Source organism: Catenuloplanes atrovinosus (genome assembly GCF_031458235.1).
Classification (GTDB): Bacteria; Actinomycetota; Actinomycetes; order Mycobacteriales; family Micromonosporaceae; genus Catenuloplanes; species Catenuloplanes atrovinosus.
This window is the reverse complement of sequence record NZ_JAVDYB010000001.1, coordinates 7,569,491-7,589,878: the sequence shown is the minus strand read 5'-3', so window position 1 is coordinate 7,589,878 and position 20,388 is coordinate 7,569,491. Positions and strand designations below refer to the sequence as shown.

23 protein-coding genes are annotated in these 20,388 nt (G+C 73.1%); 8 read left to right on the top strand and 15 right to left on the bottom strand.

Going from position 1 to position 20,388, the window contains the following annotated elements; genetic code table 11:
• Positions 1–19 precede the first annotated feature (19 nt).
• From J2S41_RS33795 to J2S41_RS33785, 3 genes are read right to left on the bottom strand one after another with little or no spacing between them, the layout of a single operon-like run.
• On the bottom strand, positions 20–268 hold the full coding sequence (locus J2S41_RS33795) for a MoaD/ThiS family protein (protein WP_310374099.1): 249 nt from the start codon (positions 266–268) through the stop codon (positions 20–22).
• Between the two features lie 5 nt (positions 269–273).
• Positions 274–1,311, bottom strand: a complete 1,038-nt coding sequence (moaA, locus tag J2S41_RS33790; protein ID WP_310374097.1) for a GTP 3',8-cyclase MoaA — start codon at positions 1,309–1,311, stop codon at positions 274–276.
• A 25-nt stretch (positions 1,312–1,336) separates the two neighbouring features.
• Entirely contained in the window at positions 1,337–2,239 is a 903-nt protein-coding gene (locus J2S41_RS33785) for a fructosamine kinase family protein (protein WP_310374096.1), read from the bottom strand.
• A 56-nt stretch (positions 2,240–2,295) separates the two neighbouring features.
• Between J2S41_RS33785 and J2S41_RS33780 the strand changes: the two genes are divergently transcribed.
• Positions 2,296–2,805: a GNAT family N-acetyltransferase gene (locus J2S41_RS33780; RefSeq protein ID WP_310374094.1), complete on the top strand. Its 510-nt coding sequence runs from the start codon at positions 2,296–2,298 to the stop codon at positions 2,803–2,805.
• A 98-nt stretch (positions 2,806–2,903) separates the two neighbouring features.
• Positions 2,904–3,890 (top strand): DUF4192 domain-containing protein, encoded by a 987-nt coding sequence (locus tag J2S41_RS33775; RefSeq protein WP_310374092.1) that lies wholly within the window; start codon positions 2,904–2,906, stop codon positions 3,888–3,890.
• 17 nt (positions 3,891–3,907) lie between these two features.
• On the opposite strand, the gene J2S41_RS33770 is transcribed toward J2S41_RS33775, so the two are convergent.
• The 4 genes from J2S41_RS33770 to mobA all read right to left on the bottom strand — a co-directional run bounded on the left by J2S41_RS33770 (position 3,908) and on the right by mobA (position 7,847).
• Positions 3,908–5,749 carry a beta-propeller domain-containing protein gene (locus J2S41_RS33770; RefSeq protein ID WP_310374090.1) on the bottom strand — a complete coding sequence of 614 codons (1,842 nt, stop codon included), beginning with the start codon at positions 5,747–5,749 and terminating at the stop codon, positions 3,908–3,910.
• A gap of 47 nt (positions 5,750–5,796) precedes the next feature.
• Positions 5,797–6,888: a T3SS (YopN, CesT) and YbjN peptide-binding chaperone 1 gene (locus J2S41_RS33765; protein WP_310374088.1), complete on the bottom strand. Its 1,092-nt coding sequence runs from the start codon at positions 6,886–6,888 to the stop codon at positions 5,797–5,799.
• A gap of 92 nt (positions 6,889–6,980) precedes the next feature.
• Positions 6,981–7,226, bottom strand: coding sequence for a DUF6457 domain-containing protein (locus tag J2S41_RS33760; protein WP_310374087.1), 246 nt, complete (start codon positions 7,224–7,226; stop codon positions 6,981–6,983).
• A gap of 15 nt (positions 7,227–7,241) precedes the next feature.
• Positions 7,242–7,847, bottom strand: coding sequence for a molybdenum cofactor guanylyltransferase (mobA, locus tag J2S41_RS33755; protein WP_310376718.1), 606 nt, complete (start codon positions 7,845–7,847; stop codon positions 7,242–7,244).
• Between the two features lie 108 nt (positions 7,848–7,955).
• On the opposite strand from mobA, the gene fdhD reads away from it, so the two are divergent.
• Positions 7,956–8,822, top strand: a complete 867-nt coding sequence (fdhD, locus tag J2S41_RS33750; RefSeq protein ID WP_310374084.1) for a formate dehydrogenase accessory sulfurtransferase FdhD — start codon at positions 7,956–7,958, stop codon at positions 8,820–8,822.
• A 493-nt stretch (positions 8,823–9,315) separates the two neighbouring features.
• On the opposite strand, the gene J2S41_RS33745 is transcribed toward fdhD, so the two are convergent.
• Entirely contained in the window at positions 9,316–9,753 is a 438-nt protein-coding gene (locus tag J2S41_RS33745) for an Lrp/AsnC family transcriptional regulator (RefSeq protein WP_310374083.1), read from the bottom strand.
• Between the two features lie 68 nt (positions 9,754–9,821).
• On the opposite strand from J2S41_RS33745, the gene ddaH reads away from it, so the two are divergent.
• Positions 9,822–10,649: a dimethylargininase gene (gene ddaH / locus J2S41_RS33740; RefSeq protein ID WP_374728197.1), complete on the top strand. Its 828-nt coding sequence runs from the start codon at positions 9,822–9,824 to the stop codon at positions 10,647–10,649.
• A 3-nt stretch (positions 10,650–10,652) separates the two neighbouring features.
• On the opposite strand, the gene J2S41_RS33735 is transcribed toward ddaH, so the two are convergent.
• Positions 10,653–11,804 carry an ABC transporter substrate-binding protein gene (locus J2S41_RS33735; protein WP_310374079.1) on the bottom strand — a complete coding sequence of 384 codons (1,152 nt, stop codon included), beginning with the start codon at positions 11,802–11,804 and terminating at the stop codon, positions 10,653–10,655.
• A gap of 224 nt (positions 11,805–12,028) precedes the next feature.
• Here J2S41_RS33735 and J2S41_RS33730 point away from each other — a divergent pair, with 224 nt between their 5' ends.
• Entirely contained in the window at positions 12,029–12,598 is a 570-nt protein-coding gene (locus tag J2S41_RS33730) for a bacterial proteasome activator family protein (protein ID WP_310374076.1), read from the top strand.
• Positions 12,599–12,601: 3 nt separating this feature from the next.
• Here the strand turns inward: J2S41_RS33730 and J2S41_RS33725 are convergent, their stop codons facing one another.
• From J2S41_RS33725 to J2S41_RS33710, 4 genes are all read right to left on the bottom strand, one after another.
• A complete protein-coding gene (locus J2S41_RS33725) occupies positions 12,602–13,411 on the bottom strand; it encodes an HAD family hydrolase (protein ID WP_310374074.1) in 810 nt (269 codons plus the stop codon).
• Positions 13,411–14,229 (bottom strand): HAD family hydrolase, encoded by an 819-nt coding sequence (locus J2S41_RS33720; RefSeq protein WP_310376717.1) that lies wholly within the window; start codon positions 14,227–14,229, stop codon positions 13,411–13,413. The genes J2S41_RS33725 and J2S41_RS33720 overlap by 1 nt, the downstream gene beginning before the upstream one ends.
• A gap of 186 nt (positions 14,230–14,415) precedes the next feature.
• Positions 14,416–15,702: a serine--tRNA ligase gene (gene serS / locus J2S41_RS33715; RefSeq protein WP_310374073.1), complete on the bottom strand. Its 1,287-nt coding sequence runs from the start codon at positions 15,700–15,702 to the stop codon at positions 14,416–14,418.
• Positions 15,703–15,749: 47 nt separating this feature from the next.
• Positions 15,750–16,532, bottom strand: coding sequence for a hypothetical protein (locus J2S41_RS33710; RefSeq protein WP_310374071.1), 783 nt, complete (start codon positions 16,530–16,532; stop codon positions 15,750–15,752).
• Positions 16,533–16,709: 177 nt separating this feature from the next.
• Between J2S41_RS33710 and J2S41_RS33705 the strand changes: the two genes are divergently transcribed.
• The 3 genes from J2S41_RS33705 to J2S41_RS33695 are packed head-to-tail and all read left to right on the top strand — an operon-like array spanning position 16,710 to position 18,332.
• Entirely contained in the window at positions 16,710–17,141 is a 432-nt protein-coding gene (locus J2S41_RS33705) for an OsmC family protein (protein WP_310374069.1), read from the top strand.
• A 59-nt stretch (positions 17,142–17,200) separates the two neighbouring features.
• Positions 17,201–17,548, top strand: a complete 348-nt coding sequence (locus tag J2S41_RS33700) for a metallopeptidase family protein (RefSeq protein ID WP_310376715.1) — start codon at positions 17,201–17,203, stop codon at positions 17,546–17,548.
• Between the two features lie 52 nt (positions 17,549–17,600).
• Entirely contained in the window at positions 17,601–18,332 is a 732-nt protein-coding gene (locus tag J2S41_RS33695) for an AIM24 family protein (RefSeq protein WP_310374068.1), read from the top strand.
• Positions 18,333–18,847: 515 nt separating this feature from the next.
• Here J2S41_RS33695 and pheA read toward each other — a convergent pair.
• Both pheA and J2S41_RS33685 read right to left on the bottom strand, forming a co-directional pair.
• Positions 18,848–19,780, bottom strand: coding sequence for a prephenate dehydratase (gene pheA, locus J2S41_RS33690; RefSeq protein WP_310374067.1), 933 nt, complete (start codon positions 19,778–19,780; stop codon positions 18,848–18,850).
• 10 nt (positions 19,781–19,790) lie between these two features.
• The gene (locus J2S41_RS33685; RefSeq protein WP_310374066.1) at positions 19,791–20,387 is read right to left on the bottom strand and encodes a hypothetical protein; all 597 of its coding nucleotides are present in this window, start codon (positions 20,385–20,387) and stop codon (positions 19,791–19,793) included.
• Position 20,388 lies beyond the last annotated feature (1 nt).

Genomic DNA, 20,388 nt, shown 5'->3' with positions numbered 1-20,388 from the left:
TGTGACGTGATCCGGCTTCTCAACCCCCGGCGAACGGCGGCAGCACGTCCACCGTCGGGTCCGCGGGCAGGGCGGCCGTGCGGTCGCGCCAGGCGGCGCCGTCGACCAGGTAGCTGGCCCGGGCGAACACCGATGCCAGCCGGTCGCCGTGGCGGTCGGCCAGCTCGGTCAGCAGCGCGTCCAGCGTCGCGGCCGGCGAGTCGAGCGTCTCCTCGGAGGTGCCCGCCGCGGCGCGGGCCGCCGCGAAGTACCTCATGGTGATCTTCATGCCGGTCAGCCCCCGATCGCCGACATCGGGCGGGCCGGCTGCAGGAACGTCGGGTCGTCGATGCCGTGCCCGGCCCGCTTGCCCCACATCGCGACCCGCCACCGGTCGGCCAGGTCCTCGTCGGAGGCGCCGGAGCGCAGCGCGGCGCGCAGGTCCGACTCCTCGGTGGCGAACAGGCACGCGCGCACCTGACCGTCCGCGGTCAGCCGGGTCCGGTCGCAGTCGCCGCAGAACGGGCGGGTCACGGTGCCGATCACGCCCACCCGCGCGGGCCCGCCGCCGAGCGCCTGATGCCCGTCGACCAGCCAGGTCTCCGCGGGCGCGCCGCCGCGCGCGACCGGGTCGGGCAGCAGCGTGAACGCGGCGCGCAGATCGCGCAGGATCTCCTCGGCGGTGACCATCGTGCTCCGGTCCCAGCCGTGCTGCGCGTCCAGCGGCATCTGCTCGATGAACCGCAGCTCGTAGCCGTGCTCCAGGGCGAACCCGAGCAGCGCGGGTGCCTCGTCGTCGTTGATGCCGCGCATCAGCACCGTATTGATCTTCACAGGCGTCAGCCCGGCCTCCGCCGCCGCGCGCAGCCCGGCCAGCACGTCGGGCAGCCGCCGGCGCCGGGTCAGCGTGGCGAACCGCTCGTCGTCCAGCGTGTCGAGCGACACGTTGATCCGGTCCAGCCCGGCGTCGCGCAGCGCCACCGCGGTGCGCTCCAGGCCGATCCCGTTCGTCGTGAGGCTGATCTGAGGCCGCCGCTCCAGCGCCGCGACCTCGGTCACTATCTTGGTGAGGCCGGGCCGGATCAACGGCTCGCCGCCGGTGAAGCGCACGTCCTCGACGCCCAGCCGCTCGACCGCGATCCGGATCAGCCGGATCACCTCGTCGTCGGTGAGCACGTCCGAGTTCGGCAGCCAGGGCAGGCCCTCCGCGGGCATGCAGTACACGCAGCGGAGGTTGCACCGGTCGGTCAGCGAGACCCGGAGATCCACGGCATGCCGTCCGAACCGGTCGACGAGACCGGGGTCGGCCGGGCGGGGTGCGGCATCGTCCACGCCTCGAACTTAGCGCGCCCACCTATCACAGTCGAAGCATCGCGTCGGCGGCCGCCCGGACCGGGGCCCGGTAGGCGGCGCCGAACAGCGCGGTGTGCACCAGCAGCAGGTGCAACTGGTGCAGCGGGACGCGGGTCCGCCACGCGGCGTCCAGCGGCCGGCCGAGCGCGGCGGCGCGCTCCGCGTACCCGCTGATCAGGTGTTCCCGCTCCGGGACGCCGCCGAAGAGCAGCAGCGCGGCCAGGTCGGTCTCCCGATGACCGCCGTGCGCGGCCGGGTCGATCAGCCACGCGCGCCCGTCCGCGCCCCACAGCACGTTGCCCGGCCACAGGTCGCCGTGGATGCGGGACGGCGGCTCGTCGCCGCCGTACTCCTCGATCCGGTCCAGCACGCGCGCCACGGCCGCGTGCGCCGCCGCGTCCAGCGCGCCGTTGTCCACCGATCGCCGCAGGTGGGGACGCAGCCGACGGTCCGCGAACCACGGACCCCACGGCCCCGGCGAGGGCGTGTCGTCCTGTGGCAGCGCGCCGATGAAGCCGTCCGCGTGCCCGGGCAGCGCACCGAACGCGGGCGCGCCGGCCAGGTGCGTGACGGCCAGCTCGGCACCGAGACGCCGGGCCGCGTCCGCCGTGGGGGCGCCCGGCTCGATCCACTCCAGCGCCAGCAGGTCCGGAAGAGCCACCAGGACCTCCGGCACGGGTACGCCGCCCGCCGCGCCGAGCCAGCGCAGCCCCGCGGCCTCCACCTCGAAGAACGTCTCCGGCATCGGGTCCGGCCGGCCCTTGGCGAAGAGCGAGGTGCCGTCGTCCAGCGTCAGCCGGAACGCGTCCGAGATGCTCCCGCCGCCCACCGGTGTCTGCCGGATGCGCTGATGGGTGAGAAATGTCGGGAGATGCTGCGGGTGCGCACGAAGGTATGACATGTCCACGCGCTGTTGCCCCCAACCGGGTGCCGACCGACGGACCGAACAGTCATTATGTCCGCATGAGTACGGTCAGTGTCCGTCCATACCGTCCGGCCGACCACAGCGCGGGCCGGCGGCTCTGGGGCGAGCTGACGCAGCGACACCGGGAACTCTACGACGATCCCGGCTACGGCGGTGCCGACCCGACCGCCGCGTTCGAGGAGTACCTCACGCGCCTCGACCTGTCCGGCGTCTGGGTCGCCGACCACCCGGAGGACGGCGTGATCGGGCTGGTCGGCCTGATCATCGACGGCCGGCGGGGCGCGGTGGAGCCGATCGTGGTCGCGGACGGGCACCGCGGCGAGGGCGTCGCCACGGCGATGCTCGGCTTCCTGGCGGAGGAGGCGCGCCGCCGCGACCTGACCGCGCTGACCGTCACGCCGGAGTCCCGCAACGTGGAGGCGATCACCTGCCTGCACGCGGCCGGGTTCACGGTGCTCTCCTCGGTGGAGCTGGCGCTGGATCTCGGGCGTCGCCCTCGGTCCTGGCGCGACGGACCCCGATTCCTGGACCTCGACTTCCGCTCCTGACCACGTGTTTCCCGCCAGCCGGACATTTCGGCTGTGGACGGGCGGTGTGTCGTCCACAGGGCGTTCGACCCCTGTGCGGCCGTCGCGAGCCTCGATGCATGAGCCTCTCCGACCTTCGGGTCTCCTCCCCCGCCCAACTCGTCGCCGTCGTGCCCTACCTGCTCGGGTTCCACCCGCGCGACAGCCTCGTGGTGGTCGGCAGGCGCGACCGCGCGCTGGTGTTCGCTGCCCGGCAGGACCTGCCGCCGCCGGAGACGCCGCTGGCCGAGCTCGACGAGTTCGCCCGGCAGACCGCGGCCGTGGTGGCGCGGCAGACCGTCGACTCGGTCGTGCTGCTCGGTTACACCGAGCGCGGCAGCGGCGCCGCGCTGGTCGCCGCCGTCGGCGACGCGCTGCTCGACCTGGCCATCCCGGTCCGGGAGCAGCTGCGCGTCGCGGACGGCCGGTTCTGGTGCTACCTGTGCACGGACGAGGGCTGCTGCCCGCCCGCCGGCCGCTCCTACGACGCCGAGGCCGGTCAGGTCCGCGAGGCCGCGGGCTTCCAGGTGTTCGCGGACCGGGCGGCGCTGGTCGCGTCCGTGGCGCCGGTCCAGGGCGACGCGCGCGAGGCGATGCGCGCCGCCACCGCGGAGGCGGACCGCCGCCTGGACGAGCTGGCCGCGGGCCAGCGGACCGGCCCGGGCGCGCTGCTCGGCGCGATTCACCGGGCCGGCGTCCGCGCGGTCGGCACCGCGCTGACGCGATACCGGGGCGGCGGCATCCTCTCCGACGCCGAGGTGGCCTGGCTGACCGTGCTGCTGGCGCACGCGCCGGTCGGGGAGTACGCGTTGAATCGCGCGGACGCCGCCGGCTGGCAGGTCACGCTCTGGTCCGACGTGCTGCGCCGCGCCAGCGCCGAGCTGTCCGCGATGCCGGCCGTGCTGCTCGCGTTCACCGCCTGGCGCACCGGCCAGGGCGCGCTCGCCGCCGTCGCCGTGGACCGCGCGCTCGACGCCGACCCGTCGCTCGGCATCGCCCGCCTGCTCGACGAGGTGCTCACCGACGGCATCCCGCCTTCCGCGCTCGACCGCCCGGGGGCCGCGTGATGAGCACGGCCCACCGGTCAGGCGGGCAGCCAGGCCTGCTGCTGGAGGGTGGACAGCGAGACCGCGCGCAGGCCGCCCGGCCCGACGGTCCACAGCGAGTCGCCGATGACCAGCGAGCGGGTGATCGGGCCGCCGTCCGGGTGGGCGAGCGTGCCGGCCTCCGTGACCGTGTCCCCGGAGACCCGCAGCACCAGCGCGGACGGTCCCGCACCGGTGCGGTCGGCGACCGGCACCACCAGCTGCCCGGTGGCCGGCCAGAAGAGGAACGCGTGCGGGTCGAACTCGGCGGCCGAGCTCGCGGCCGGCAGGTGGTGCTGCGCGAGCCGGGCCGGCGCCGCCGGGTCGGTCACGTCGAAGAGCGAGACCTGCAAGCCGGTGACCGTGCCCGCGCTGGTCGCGTCCTGGCCCACACCGATCAGCCGGCCGGGCGCGGCCGGGTGCAGATACGCCGAGTAGCCGGGGATCTTCAGCTCCCCGGTCACCACGGGCCTGGCCGGGTCGCGCAGGTCGATCGTGTAGAGCGGGTCGATCCGGCGGAACGTGACGACGTAGCCGCGGTCCCCCAGGAAGCGGACCGAGTGGATGGTCTCGCCCCTGCCCAGGTCGCCGACCGAGCCGGTGATCGCGAGCGCGGCGCCGCGCTGGGTCAGCACCGTCACCTCGCTCGCGTTGCGCGCCGTGACCGTCGTGGCGGCGCGCAGGCTGCCGTTCCACTCGGACAGGGCGTACTGGTTGAGCAGCCGGCCGGGCACCACGCCGGACGCGGCGTACCGCGGCATGCCGGTGCCGCCGGTGTCGAACTTGTAAATCTCCGTGCGGTCCGCGCCGCCGTCCGCGACGTAGAGGCCGGTGCCCGTGCCGTAGACGGTGTCGCCGTCCGCGGACACGGTCACCGGCGCGCCGTCGGTCATCGCGGCGGCGGCCAGGTCGAAGCTGAGCATGGTCAGCATGCGGACGCCGTCGTAGGAGGCGGGCCGGCTGACCCGCTCGCACGGGACGGTGCCGGTGGCGACGGTGCCGTCCGGCGCGGTCACCTCGAAGCGCGGCAGCCACACGTCGTCCGGTGCGGACTCCACGGCCCGGCGGTTCGCCGCAGCGTCCGCTTTGTCCAGGGGAAACGTGATGCGCGGCGAGGAGCGGACCACGACCCGGGCGGTGCCGCCGGTCTGCCGCGCGTCGAGCAGCGCGCCGGTCATCGCGTAGCGGCCGAGCTGGCGCGGCGCGCCGGACAGGTCGATCAGGCGCAGATCCAGCCGCGACGGGCGCGGCGACGGCCATCCCCGCTCGTCCTCGGCGAAGCCGTTCGGGACGGCGACGGGCGTCTCCGCGGTGGACAGCACCAGCGCGCGATCGCCGGAGAGCAGCAGGTCGGAGGCGCCGTACGCGTCGGTCAGCGCCAGTTCGCCGGTCTGCGTGCGGGTCGCCGCGTCGATCACGCGGAGCACCGGGACGCCGCCGCGCGGCGCGATCGTCACGATCCGCCGGCCGTCCGTCTTCACCAGGTCGGGCTCGTCGACGCCCCGCTCGTGCGTGTTCGTCCCGGAGAACGCGTCGGTCCCGGCCGCGGTGTCACGCTCGGCCGCGAGGTCACCCCCGGCGGGCGCGTCCGGCACCATCGCGGCGCCGCCCTGGGCCGGCACGACCACCTCGTCGCCCTCGAAGCCGTACGGGCCGACCTTCCGCACCGCCGCGGCGCGCAACTCGTCGTAGAGGCCGGGGCAGGAGTCGTATGAGACCAGTCGCGGGCCGCCCGCCGGCGCCACCGGCGGATCGACGCGCGGGTCGTCCGGAGACGACGTGCAGGCCGTCAGCGCCAGCAGGGACGCGAGAACGGCCGGGCTCCACCGGGACACAGTCATGCCCGGTTGGACGACGCAGCGCGCCCGGCCGTTCCGTGCGGGTCAGCTCAGAGATACATGCCGGTGCGGTGGTCGTCCGACTCCTTGACGAGCGGCTTGTCGCCCTCGCCGAAGAACCGCTTGCCGCCGAACTCGCCGTGCAGCCGGTCGTCCAGCTCGTCCGCGAGCCCGGTCATCACCTGCACCGCCAGCATCAGGTGGGTGGCCTGGAAGTTCCGGCCGAAGACCGGGATGGACGCCCACACCGTGTCGTTCGCGCAGTAGAGGCGGCCGATCGGCATGCGGTTGGTCAGCTCGGAGAGCTTCACGTACAGCTGCTCGGTCGGCTCGATCTCGGTCAGGATCGGCGAGAACACGTCCACCAGCGGCGGGTTGTCGCGCACCCGGACGAAGACCATCGCGGAGCCGGCCCGGATGCCGATGTCACCGTCCGCGTCCACCTGCAACTGCTCGACGGCGATCTTCGTCATCGAGCTGATCACCATCTTGACCTGGTCGTCCAGCTCGAAGCCGGCCAGCGGATCGCCGTCCTTGCCGGAGATCAGCGCCTCCTCCAGGTCCAGCTCGGCGCGCTCGATGTCGCCGATCGTCGGCTCGTGCCGGGCCGTGCCCAGCGGCGCCGTGTCGATCGGCTCGTCCTCGCTGTCGTGCACCAGGTACACCACGAACGCCGGGTGCGGCGCGCCGTAGATGTCGCGCAGCGTGCGCGCCACCGTGGTCGCCAGCCGCGACACGCCGGCCGTGTTCGTCCGCAGGCCGAACTGCCCGCCCGAGCCCTCCACCACGCCGGGCGGCGACCAGCCCAGCGCGACCATCTCCGCGACCGCGGCCCGGTCCATCCGGTAGCCCTCGGGCAGCTGGGCGTTGCTCACCGCGAACGCGAAGGTGTGCCCGTCCTCCTTGACCGAGATGGTCACGGAGTAGACGGCCTCACCGACGCCGGCCGCGGTCGGATCCAGCGTCAGCTCGACGTAGGCGCCCTCCGGCAGCGACGGGAGCACGTCGGCGAGCGCACGAGCGAACTCGTTCCACGCGTCGGTGACCTTGCTGCGCAGGTCGGCCGTGGTGGGCTCGTCGAGCAGGATGTGCTCGCTCGTCTGGTCGGCCGTCTTGGCCGGTTGATCGTTCCCCGCTGCCATGTTCTCCGCCTCCGTCCCTCGGGTTCACCCTACCGATGGGCCGTCGCCGTCAGGGAGCGCGTGCGTCTTTTGTTCGGCCGCACGCGCCGGGGTCAGGACGGCGTCGGCCACTGCACCGCCAGAGCGGACAGTCGCGCCGCGGCGTCGTCCGGCTCCGCGCCCCGGCCCACCGCGAGGCCCAGCAGGAACGCGGTCACCGGCGCGCCCGGCCGCACCACGTTGTGCGCCACGTCCTTGGCCAGCTCCAGCACCAGGCCCACCGGCACGTCGGCGGGCTCCAGGCCCAGCTCGACGGCCGCGGCCACCACCCACTCGTCGAGCCCCTCCGGTCCCGCCACAGTTACCTCCACCGCTTACGAATCTCCGGCGGCCCAGTCCTCCGCCCGCCGTAGATCCTCCTCCGTGTCACAGTCGAACCACGGCGGCACCCCGGAGCCGGTCCACCGCACGTCCCGTACCCGCAGGCGGGCGAACAACGCGCGCATCGACGCGCCGGACAGGTCGCCGCGCTCGGCCGCCAGCCCGTCCAGGGCCGCCGCCAGCGCCTCCACCCGCCACACGCCGCACAGCAGCTGGCGGCGTCCGCCCTCGTCCAGGAAGCACGCACCGTCCACATCGGTCCCCGCGCCGCCGAGCGTGGCGGTCAGGTCGGCCAGTGCGGCGGCGGTGAGCATCGGCAGGTCACCGGCGAGCAGCGCCACCGTCGCGGTGCCGGGCGCGTCGCGGATCAGCGCGGACAGGCCCGCGCCGGCGCCGGCGACCGGGCCGCCGCCCGGCGGCGACTCCACGGTGCGCAGCACGCCGGCGGGCAGCGCCAGCCCGTCCGGCCCGACCACCACGCGCGGCGACATCCCGGCGGTCGCGTCCAGCACGCGGGACAGCATCGGGCGGCCACCCACCAAGATCCCCGGCTTCACCACGCCGCCGAGCCGGCTGCCCCGGCCACCGGCGAGCACCACCACGCCGCAGTCGTGCGAATCCATGACGTCGAACCTAACCGCCCGGCTCCGGCGGGCGGGCGTCGCGCGCCGTGCGGTCGCCGGTGTCGCGGGGATACCGTGGGGGGCGTGGGCAGAGCGACGGATCGGCGCACGGTCGTGCGGATCGATGTGGACGGCGACGGATCGGTGCGGCGCCGGCCGGACACGCTGAGCGCGGAGGAACCGTTCGAGATCCGGGTCGGCCCGGCCGGTCCGGGGCGGCGGGCGCCGCTGGCCGTGACCATGCGGACCCCCGGCGACGATCTGGATCTGGCGCTCGGCTTCCTGTTCACCGAGGGCGTGATCCGGTCCGCGGACGACGTGGTGACCGCGCAACTCTGCGCCGGAACCGACATGCCGAACACGTACAACGTGGTCGACGTGGTGCTGGCCGCGGACGTGCCGGCCCCGGTCACCGACCCGAGCCGCAACTTCTACACCACGTCCTCGTGCGGCGTCTGCGGCAAGGCCAGCATCGACGCCATCCGGACCCGCTCGGTCCACCCGGTCGCGGACGACCCGATGCGCGTCTCGCCACGCGTCCTGGCCGGCCTGCCGGACCGGCTGCGCGAGCGCCAGCGCACGTTCGAGCGCACCGGCGGCCTGCACGCCGCCGCGATCTTCGACGCCGACGGCGACCTGCTGGCCATCCGCGAGGACGTCGGCCGCCACAACGCCGTCGACAAGGTGATCGGCTGGGCGCTCCGCTCCGGCCGCGTGCCGCTCACCGGCCACATCCTGATGGTGTCCGGCCGCGCCAGCTTCGAGCTGACCCAGAAGGCCTGGATGGCCGGCCTTCCGCTGCTCGCCGCCGTCTCCGCCCCCAGCACCCTCGCCGTCGACCTGGCCGACGAGGCCGGCATGACCCTGATCGGCTTCCTCCGCGGCACCAGCATGAACGTCTACACCGGCGCCACCCGCATCACCCACCCCTCCCCCGTCCCCACCCCCTGACATCTCGGCCGTCCCGGCGGCCACGGTTCGTCTCCGGCGCAGGCAACGACGACGGGCGTGGCGACCGGCTCGCGGACGGTTCTCCACCTCGGTACAGGACGCCGGCTCGGCCGGCGGTGGCGGAGCCGGGACCCGGCGGTGGGTCGTCATGGTGACCGGCATCGGACCCGCTCCGATCGGCGGCTCGGAAGTCGTGTGGGTTTCGGTGACCACACGGACACCGGCTCCGACCGGCGGACCGGAGCGGAGCGCCAGCGGAGTCGGAGGGAAGCCGGAGGTTGGCCCGCGGGAGCATGCGGGCCGCACCGGGCTGGGAGCGGGAATATCGGGGTCCGGGGCCGTTCCCGGAGTCGGCGCGGTGCCCGCGGGAGCATGCGGGCCGGACCGGGCTGGGAGCGGGAATATCGGGGTCCGGGGTCGTCCCGGGAGTCGGCGCGGTGCCCGCGGGAGCAGGCGGGCTGGACCACGCCGGAAGCGGGTCGGAAACGGCCGGTCAGATGCTGGAGACCAGGCGGGATAGGACGATCATGCTGCGGGTCGAGGTGACGAAGGGCTCGGCGCGGAGGCGTTCGAGGGCCTGTTCGAGGTGGGCCATGTCGGCGGCGCGCAGGTGGACGAGGGCGTCGGCCTGGCCGGAGACGGTGTAGGCGGCCAGCACCTCGGGATGGCGGCGGGCGGCGACCGTGATCTGGGCGGGCGTGGTGCGGCCGGTGCAGAACAGCTCGACGAAGGCCTCGGTGTGCCAGCCGACGGCGGCGGGGTCGACGACCGTGGTGAAGCCCTTGATGACGCCGGCGGCGCGGAGCCGGTCGACGCGGCGTTTGACGGCGGGGGCGGAGAGCGAGACGCGCGCGCCGATCTCGGAGTAGGACGAGCGGGCGTCCGCCACGAGTGACGCAATGATCTGCTGATCCACGGCGTCTATCTGCAACGATCCGCTCCTTCCACGCATGGTTCGGGGCTGTTTCCCACGCCCGAGCGTACCTACTGTCTAGAGGCATGATCCTCGGGGAACGTAAGGCCATATGTCGGACATATCTCATGTGTGCGCCGCGATTCTTCCGCGTCGAGTATGAGATCAATCCGTGGATGGACACCGGGGTGCCGGTGGATGCGGACCTCGCGGTCAAGCAGTGGGAACGGCTCCGCGAGATGCTGGTCGAGCTGGGCCACACCGTGCACGTCCTCGAACCCGATCCAGCGTCACCCGACATGGTGTACGCGGCGAACGGCGCGTTCACGGTCGACGGCGTCGCCTACGGCGCCCGCTTCCGGTTCCCGCAGCGCGCGGCCGAGGCCGCGGCCCACCGCGCGTTCTACGCCGCACACGGCTGGCCGATCACGGAGCCGGCCGAGGTCAACGAGGGTGAGGGCGACTTCGCCTACCTCCCGGCGGTCGCGGGTGGGCTGATCCTGGCCGGGTACGGCTTTCGCACCGCCCCGCCCGCCCACGCCGAGGCCGCCGAGGTGCTGTCCCGCCCGGTCGTCTCGCTGCGCCTGACCGACCCGCGCTTCTACCACCTGGACACCGCGCTGGCCGCGCTGGACGACCGCACGATCGTGTACTACCCCGGCGCGTTCTCCGCGGCCTCCCAGCGCGTGCTGCGGCAACTCTTCCCGGACGCCGTGCTCGCCGACGAGGCGGACGCGCTGGACTTCGGCCTCAACCTGGTCAGCGACGGCCGCCACGTGGTGCTCAACGGCGACGCGGCCGCGCTCGCGGCGAAGCTGGCCGCCGCCGGCTTCACCCCGGTGCCGGTCGAGCTCACCGAGCTGAAGAAGGGCGGCGGCAGCGTCAAGTGCTGCGTGGCCGAGCTGCGCGGCTAGGGCCTAGCCCAGCGTGGACAGCTCGGAGATCAGCACGTTGGCCAGCAGCGTGCCGTCGCGGCGGACCTCGCGCAGGTACCACTTCTGCTGCGGCGCCCGCGTCTGGTTGAACTGCCACGACCCGCGCGGGCTGTCGATCGTGCCGACCCGCCCGATCGCGAGGTTGATGTCCTGCGCGCTCGGCTCCGCGCCGGTGATGCCGATGGCCCGGTCCAGCACCTGACCGGCGTCGTAGGCCGCGACCGACGCCGCGGTCGGGATCGCGGAGAAGCGGCGCCGGTAGTTGTCCGCGAACCGCTCGTTGAACCCGTTGTCCAGGTCCGCCGCGTAGTTGTGCGCGGTGAAGATGCCCTGGGCGAGCGCGTCCATCTGCGCCAGGTTGGTGCCCTCGGTGAACAGGCCGGGCGCGTAGATCGGCTGGTCCAGCCCGGAGGCGCGCAGCTGCTTGACGAGCGTCACCGCGGCCGGCCCGAACGCGTGGCAGAACAGCACGTCCGCGTCGAGCTGCTCGACCGACTCGATCGCCTCGATCAGGTCGCCGGCGGCCGGGTTGTACGCGTCCGGCATCCAGATCGGCCCGTCGGAGATCTGCGGGGCGCTGGTGCCGAACGCGCTGCGGAAGCCCTCGACCGCGTCACGCCCGCTGGTGGCCGGCGCGATCATCGCGATCTTCCCGCTGGTCACTTTGTCCTTCATGTACGTTCCGAGCGCTTCGCCCGGTTCGTCGTCGACGTACGACGTGGACCAGGTGTAGACGGCGCTGTTCACGCTCGCCGGTCCGCCGCCGGTGCCCAGCATCGGCAGCTTGGCAGCCTCGATCTTGGCGCTGACCGCCTTCACCAGCATCGAGTTGCTGACGCCGACGATGGCCACCACGCCACTGTTGATCAACTGCTCGGCCGCGGCCTCGGCGGTCTGTGGGCTGTCGCCCTCCTCCGCCGTGACCAGCTCGACCGCGTGCCCGCCCAGCAGGCCGTTGTTGAAGTCCAGGTACAGCTGGAGGCCGTTGACGATCTCATCCCCGGCCGGCTGCCGGTCGCCGCTCAGCGGTGCGATCACGCCGATCTTCAGCACCTTGTCGGTGATCTTGCCGGTCGCGTCGTCATCGGTGTCGCCACCGCCGCAACCGGCGAGCACACCGGACATACCGGTCATTCCGATCCCCGCGCCGAGCCCTGCGAATATGCGCAGTGCCCGCCGGCGGTCCATGTGCGACACGCGTTCGCTCCCACCTGAAACTGTTTACGATCTCCGGGTCCATGGGCTGTCTACCCGGTCGAGGGGCCTGCGTCAATGCCACGATCTCGGAGCATTGTGCCTCATCAATGCATGGGGCCGGTCCTTGGCGGGTACGCCGCGGGGTGAGCGAAGATGGAGCCATGAGCGAGGCACCCGACAGCACCGAAGAGAAGGACCCCCAGGGCGGCACCGTCCTCGTGGTCGGTCCGGACGGCCGTCCGCTGGGCACCGTGCAGACCGACGAGACCTCCGAGGGCGAGGATCCGTCCCGCCTGATCGAGCAGCCGGCGAAGGTCATGCGCATCGGCAGCATGATCAAGCAGCTGCTGGAGGAGGTGAAGGCCGCCCCGCTGGACGAGGCGAGCCGCGGCCGGCTGCGCGAGATCCACCAGCGTTCCATCACGGAACTCGAGGACGGCCTCGCCCCGGAGCTGCGCGAGGAGCTGGAGCGGCTGTCGCTGCCGTTCGAGGGGGACACGCCGCCGAGCGAGGCGGAGCTGCGCATCGCCCAGGCTCAGCTGGTCGGCTGGCTGGAGGGCCTGTTCCACGGCATCCAGGCCGCGCTGGTCGCCCAGCAGATGGCGGCCCGCCTGCAACTGGAGCAGATGCGCGGCGGCGGCCGTCCCGCACTCCCGGCCGGCCCCGGCGGCCTGGTGCCCGGCATGGCGGCGCCGAACGCGGACGCCGGCCGCACCGGTCAGTACCTGTAAGACCTAGAGATCGAAGACCTTCTCCAGGTACGCCGCGACACCGTCCTCGTCGTTCGTCAGGGCGGTGTCCGCGGCGATCTCCAGCACGGCCGGGTGCGCGTTCGCCATCGCCACCGGCCGGCCCACCCAGGTGAGCATCGGCAGGTCGTTGGGCATGTCGCCGAAGGCGATCACGTCCGCCGCGTCCACGCCGTGCCGGCGGCAGTACCACTCCAGCCCGGCCGCCTTGGTCACGCCGACCGCGGAGATCTCCACCAGCCCGGAGTACGACGAGTGGGTCGCCTCCGCCAGCCCCTTCAGCGCGCCGTTGACCAGCGCGGTGAACCCGTCCGCGTCCTCGCTGCCGGACCGGGCCAGCATCTTCACCGCGGGCGCGGAGGTGATCTCCTCGGGCGAGCCGACCACCCGGATGGTGGGCAGGCCGGACTCGTACCGGACCGGCCACTCCTGCTCGTGGAGCATGTGCCGGCTGTCCTCGATCTCCACCGCCAGCACCACGCCCGGGATCTCCGCGCGCAGCCGCTCCGCGATCCGGGACAGGATCTCCGGCTCCATCGGCGCGGTGTGCAGCGGCGTGTCCGTGTCCGGGTCGTAGATCACCGCACCGTTCGCGCAGACCGCCGGGATCGGCGCGCTCAACTGCTCGTAGACCTGGTGCAGCCAGCGGATCGGCCGGCCGGTGACCAGCACGACCGGCACGCCGGACGCGGTCACCCGCTCCAGCGTGGCGATCGTGCGTGCGCTGATCGTCCGGTCGCTCCGCACCAGCGTGCCATCGATGTCCGTGGCGACCAGGCGCGGGAGGCTGTTCATCAGTGGGAGAGTAGCCGATCGAGGTAGACCGCCACACCGTCGTCGTCGTTGCGCAGCGTGATCTCGTCGGCGACCGCGCGCACGCTCGGGTGCGCGTTCGTCACCGCGACCCGGCCCCAGCCGGCCCAGCGGAACATCGGCAGGTCGTTGGGCATGTCGCCGAAGACGAGCACGTCCGCCGGGTCGACCCCGAGGTGCTCCGCGACCACGGCCAGTCCGCTCGCCTTGTCCACGCCGGGCGGGGCGATCTCCACGTATCCGAGGCCGGCCTGCGTGACGGAGGCCAGCGACGGCGGGATCACCCGCTGCGCGCGGGCCAGCAGGTCGTCCACGTCCAGGTGCGGTGCCCGGGCGAACGCCTTGATCACGTCGCAGTCCAGGCACTCGACGCGGGACCGCCGCTCTATCCGGTCGTACCGCCAATGGGGGTCGAGGTCACCCCAGAGCGGCGCGTCGTGCTCGTCGGACGCCTCGACCATCACCAGCAGCGCGCCCTCCGCCGCCTCCTCCAGCAGCGTGAGCGCGCGGGTCAGGTCCGCGGAGGGGAGCCGGGCGTCGCGCAGCACCACCGGCTCGCGCGGGTCGCGCTGGTCCACCACGCGCCCGCCGCCGGCCATCACCAGGAAGTCCGCGTCCCGGATGTCGTTGCGGGTCAGCTCGGTCAGCCGCGGACCGCGACCGGTGGCGCCGACCACGGGTATGCCGGCCGCGCGCACCCGGTCCAGCACCGCGTGCGTGAAGTCCGAGACGGTGTCGTCGCTGCGGACGAGCGTCCCGTCGAGGTCGGTGGCGATCAGCTTGGGCAACCCGGCCCGCACCGTCCCAAGGCCCTTAGTTCGTGACACGACTGCGGTCTGACCAGCCACGACAACCTCCCTCGCCTGCCCGCACCGGGAACGGCGGGTCCGCTCCCGGCGGCGGGGGAGAGCAACGATAGCTCACTGATTGCTACGCCACCACGACTTCTCTGTGACGCGGCAATCAACAGGCAGGGTACGGAAAGATCAGCGCTTGGCGACCGGCTCCAGCACCTCGCGACCGCCCAGGAACGGCTGCAGCATCTTCGGCACGCGCACCGAGCCGTCCGCCTGCTGGTGGTTCTCCAGGATCGCGACGATCCACCGGGTGGTGGCGAGCGTCCCGTTCAGCGTGGCCGCGGTCTGCGTCTTGCCGTCCGCGTCCCGGTACCGCACGTTGAGCCGGCGGGCCTGGAACGTGGTGCAGTTCGACGTGGAGGTCAGCTCCCGGTACGCACCCTGCGACGGCACCCACGCCTCGCAGTCGTACTTGCGGGACGCGCTGGTGCCGAGGTCACCGGCCGCGGTGTCGATCACCCGGTACGGCAGCTCGCACTTGGCCAGCATCTGCTCCTCCCAGGCCAGCAGGCGCTTGTGCTCCTCCTGCGCCTCCTCCGGCCGGCAGTAGCTGAACATCTCCACCTTGTCGAACTGGTGCACCCGGATGATGCCCCGGGTGTCCCGCCCGTACGACCCGGCCTCGCGCCGGAAGCAGGTCGACCAGCCCGCGTACCGCCGGGGCTCGGACAGGTCCAGGATCTCGTTGCTGTGGTACGCCGCCAGCGGCACCTCCGACGTGCCGACCAGGTAGAGGTCGTCCGCCTCCAGCCGGTAGACCTCGCTGGCGTGCGCGCCCAGGAAGCCGGTGCCCTCCATCGACTCCGGCTTGACCAGCACCGGCGTGATGATCGGGGTGAAGCCGTACTCCACCGACTGCGCGATCGCCATCTGCAGCAGCGCCAGCTCCAGCAGCGCGCCGACGCCGGTCAGGTAGTAGAACCGGCTGCCCGAGACCTTCGCCCCGCGCTCCATGTCGATCGCGCCGAGCGACTCGCCCAGCTCCAGGTGGTCCTTGATCTTGAAGCCCGGGTCGCGGTCCACGCCCAGCCGGCCGTCCGGCGTGACCTCGCGCAGCACCACGTAGTCGTCCTCGCCGCCGGGCGGTGCGCCCTCCTCGACCAGGTTCGGGATCGCGTACTGCGCGCGCTTCAGCTCCGCCTCGGCCTCGGTGACGCCGGCCTCCGCGGCCTTGACCTCGGCGGCCAGGTCCTTGGTGCGGGCCAGCAGTGCGGCCTTCTCGTCCGGCGCGGCCTTCGGGATCTGCTTGCCGAGCGTCCTCTGCTCCGCGCGCAGCGCCTCGAACCGCTGCACCGCGGACCGCCGGGACTCGTCCGCCGCCAGCAGATCGTCGACGACGGAGTCCGACTCACCCCGCAGGCGCTGGCTCGCTCGGAGCGCGTCCGGGTTGTCACGAAGCAGGCGCAGATCAATCACGGGTGTTGAGCCTACCGGGGACCCGGGAGAGGCTCACTCCGATATCCCTAGCGCCACGGCTCCCGCCGGTCGTCCGTGAACCGGTGGAACGGCTCGACCGGTTCCACGCTCAGGTCCAGCGGCGAGGCCGGCGTCTCGTCCGCGTGCCGCGGCGCCACCGGCCGCCGCCACTCGTCCGCGTCCGGGTCGCGCTCCGGCCCGCCGGCCGAGGCCGGCGGCAGGTCCTCGCCGCGCGGGCGCGGGACGAACCACGCCACGATCCCGAGCAGCGCCACGCCGCCGATGCCGAACCAGGTGCCGTTCTCGGTGTGCAGCTCGAAGCGGGAGTCGCCGGAGGTGTAGATCAGCCCGCCGACCTGAATCATGTCCGAGTCGGCCGCGACCACCAGCGCGGTCGCGCAGGCCAGCGCGGCACCGGCCATGGCGAGCGCCAGCACCCGGGCCTGGCCGCGCCCGGAGACGCGGCCGAACAGCGCCAGCGCGACGCACCCGGCCAGCGCGATCGCGGCGCCGAGGAACCCGTACGCGAGCACGCCCAGCTGGCTCAGGTGCACCAGGATCGGCGAAATCCCCTCCGGGTCGACGATGTCCGCCTCCTCCACCTGCAGCTCGTAGCGCTGCCACGCGGTGATGAGCGAGCCGAACAGGCCGGCCGCGCCGAGCGCTGCCAGGCCGCGGAGCACGAACCGGTCCGGCCGGAGGCGGGCGCGCCACCGCGAGGGCCGGGCGGGCGGGGCCGTCGGCTCCTCGCCGCCACCGTGGTCGAGCAGTTCGGGCACCGGATGGCCGTTGATCGCGGCGCCGGGCTCCCGGGGCGTCTGCTGCTCCATGAGGATCCGCCTCCCTCCGAAGGATTGTGTCACGCGGGCCTGGGAACTCAGCTCCCTTGGACATGACGTCACAGTCCCGGCGCCGGTTGCGGGTTCCCCGGAATCCGCCGCTCACCGCGTTTCGCGTCTTTCGTGGCGTGGACGCACCGGGGCCCGGATTGGGCTAGCGTCTGACGTATGCCAATTCGCTCTGGCTCTGCGCGCTGGCAGGGCAATCTCACCGACGGTTCCGGGACGGTCCGCACCGGCAAGGGCGGCCTCCAGGGCAACTACTCGTTCAAGTCCCGCTTCGAGGAGGGCGAGGGTACGAACCCGGAGGAGCTGATCGGCGCCGCACACGCCGGCTGCTTCTCGATGGCGTTCTCCAAGGCCCTGTCCGACGCCGGCTTCACGCCGACGTCCGTCGACTCCACCGCCAAGGTCCACATGGGCCAGACGGACGCGGGCTTCTCCGTCACCAAGATCGACCTGGAGACCACCGGCGACGTGCCCGGCATCGACGAGTCGACGTTCCTGAAGATCGCGGAGGAGGCCAAGGCCAACTGCCCGATCTCCCGCCTGCTCGCGCCGGGCGTGCAGGAAATCACGCTCTCCGCGAAACTCGCCTGACCGCCGGTTCCGGGCCGGTGATCGGCCGGCCCGGCGCTGGCATAGTTGGTCGCGTGCCCGTGGAGATGGACCGCGACCGCTTCGAGGAGCTCGTCGGCGAGGCGCTCGACGAGGTGCCGGAGGAACTGCTCCGGCTGATGGACAACGTCGTCATCCTGGTCGAGGACGACTCCCCGCCGGGCGAGCCGGAGCTGCTCGGCCTCTACGAGGGCCACGCGCTGACCGAGCGGGGCTGGGACTACGCGGGTGTGCTGCCCGACCGGATCACCATCTACCGGCGCCCGATCCTGCGCGTCTGCGACAGCGAGGACGACGTGGTCGACGAGGTCGCGGTGACCGTGGTGCACGAGATCGCCCACCACTTCGGCATCGACGACGCGCGCCTGCACGACCTCGGCTGGGGTTGAACGACCGATCTAGGCTCGATGTCGGAACAGTTCGGTCTGGCTGGAGGAACCAATGCGCAGTGCCCTCTTCTCCGCTGAGAACCTGGAGAACAACCAGGATCAGCACCCCGGCATGCGGCTGCAGAACTCGAAGATGCTGAAGTACCAGCTCAACGGCGAGATGATGGCCCGGACCGGCACGATGGTGGCGTACCAGGGACAGATGCAGTTCCAGGCGCTCGGCTCCGGCGGCCTCGGCAAGTTCATCAAGAAGCAGCTCACCGGCGAGGGTGTGCCGCTGATGAAGGTCTCCGGCCACGGTGACCTCTTCCTGGCCGACCGCGCCTCCGACATCCACATCATCGACCTCGAGCCCGGCGACGCGCTGTCGATCAACGGCGCCAACGTGCTGGCGTTCGACCCCACGCTCAACTACGACATCAAGATGGTCCAGGGCATGGGCATGATGTCCTCCGCCGGCCTCTTCAACTGCGTCTTCACCGGTTACGGCCGGATCGCGGTCACCTCCAACGGCACGCCCGTCGTGCTCAACATCGACGCGCCCACCTACGTCGACCCGCAGGCCGCCATCGCCTGGTCCGCCAACCTCCAGACCGGCTACCACCGCGCCGACCAGCTCGGCATCGGCACGCTCCTCGGCCGCTCCACCGGCGAGGCCTTCACGATGAGCTTCGCCGGCCAGGGCTTCGTCGTGGTCCAGCCCTCCGAGGAGCCGCCGGGCGGCACGGTCATCGGTGGCCAGAGCAACAGCGGCGGCGGCCTCCTCGGCGGCCTCCTCGACTGACAAACCCAGAAGCGGATCTTCCCACTCCCGGCCCGGTGCGGCCCGCACGCTCCCGCGGGCAAACCTCGCGGCGGCCTCGCCGCCGCTCGGACGCCGCATCGGAGCCGGTCCCGCCGCTGGTCCCGAAAGGGCCGCGCTCCCGCGGGGCTCGCGGGCTCCCGGCGCGGCGCGGGTTCCGTAGGCGCCGGCGTGCTTCGTCGCCCGGGCTCCCGGCCGGGCTCGGTCGCCTGAACTCGGTAGGGCCGGTATCGACGGGGCTTGGTCGCCCGGGCTCCCGGTGCGGCGCGGGTTCCGTCGAGAAGCGGTCGCCCGGGGCCGGTGGGCGTCGTCGCCCGGGTCCCGGCGGGCTCGATCGCCTGGACCCGGTGGGGCTGGGCGGCCTTGGGATCTCCGCCGAGTCTGGTCGCCTGGGCTTGGTCGCTCGGGGCCCGGGAGGGCTCGTGATGCGGTCTCCGCCCGGCGGACGGCCACCCGGGGCCCGGCGGACTCGGCGAGGTACCGGTCGCCCGCGTGGGTCAGTAGTCGCCGTGGCGGAGGCGGTCGACCCAGGCGGCGGAGGCGGCGAAGGCGTCGTCGGAGAGGCCCGCGGGGGCCGGAACCGGGTGGTCGAGTTCCGGGGTCCAGCGGTGGCGCGGGTACGAGCCGAGGAACCGCACGTCCGCGCAGACCCGGCGCAGGCCCTGCAGCGCCTCGCCGAAGCGGGTCTCCGCCACGTGGCCGGCGCAGTCCAGGAAGAACACGTACCGGCCGAGCTGCTCGCCGGTGGGCCGGGACTCGATCCGGGTCAGGTTGATGCCCCGGACGGAGAGCTCGGTCAGCACGCTCAGCAGCGCGCCGACCTGATCGTGCCGGATCATCAGCGCCAGCGAGGTGAGATCGTCCCCGGTCGGCGCCGGCGGTGCGGCCGGGCGGGTGACCAGCGCGAACCGCGTCACCGCGTGGGCGTGGTCGGCGATCTTGTCGGCCAGCACGGCCAGCTCGTAGCGCGCGGCACCGAGCGGCGCGCAGATCGCGGCGTCGAACTCGCCGGCCGCGGCCGCGATCGCCGCGGCGGAGTTGGACAGCACGTCCGTGATCTCGGCCTCCGGCAGGTGGGTGCGGAGCCAGTTGCGGCACTGGGTGGACGCCTGCGGGTGCGCGGCCACGGTCCGGATCGCGGCGAGCGGTGTGCCGGTACGCGCGCCCAGCACGAACTCGACCGGGATCACCACCTCGCGCGTGATCATCAGCGGCCCGCTCGCGATCAGCTCGTCCAGCGTGATCGGGACCGCGCCGCCGATCGAGTTCTCCAGCGGGACCAGCGCCGCGTCCGCCTCGCCGGCGCGCACCGCGTCCAGCGCCTCGGGCACGCTGCGCGCGGGCACCCGCTCGCCGGCCACCGCCTCCTCCACCGTGAGCAGCGCCTGCTCGGTGAACGTGGCCTCGGGTCCCAGATACACGTACCGCATGTCTCCGACTTTAGATCTGGAACGCCGCCGTCGGCGTCGGGGAGGCAGTCGGGGAGGCCGTGGGGGAGACCGTCGGGAGCGGCGTGGCGGTCGGCAGCGGCGCCTCCGCGCAGGCCACCGCCCGGAGCGCGGACGGTGCGGCGCCGCGCACCCGGGGCGTGCACACGTTCGTCCCCGCGGTGACCAGCTTCAGCGTGTCCGGCGTGCCGCTGGTCACCACGAACAGCGGCTCCGCGTCCGGCACGGTGACCAGGCTGAGCTGCCACGTGCCGGCGCAGAACGGCCCGCTGCTCACCCGGGCGCCGCCGGCGGCCGACACCAGGCCGCCCGTGCCCCGCAGCACCGCGATCACGTCGGCCGCGCCCGGATCACCCTGGCACGGGACCAGCACGGACTCCGCGTACCCCTCGGTGGGGGAGGCGGTCGGGGTCAGCCACGGCAGCGGCATGGAGGGCACGTCGAGCACCGGCACGGACGCGGCGGCGGACACCCCGGCGCGCGGGCGGGTGGTCGGCTGCTCGAGCCCCGGTGGAGTGCCGCACGCGGCGATCAGCGCCGCGCTCACCACGGGAAGCGCGAGCGCGATGAGGGTACGCGAGACCGGCACG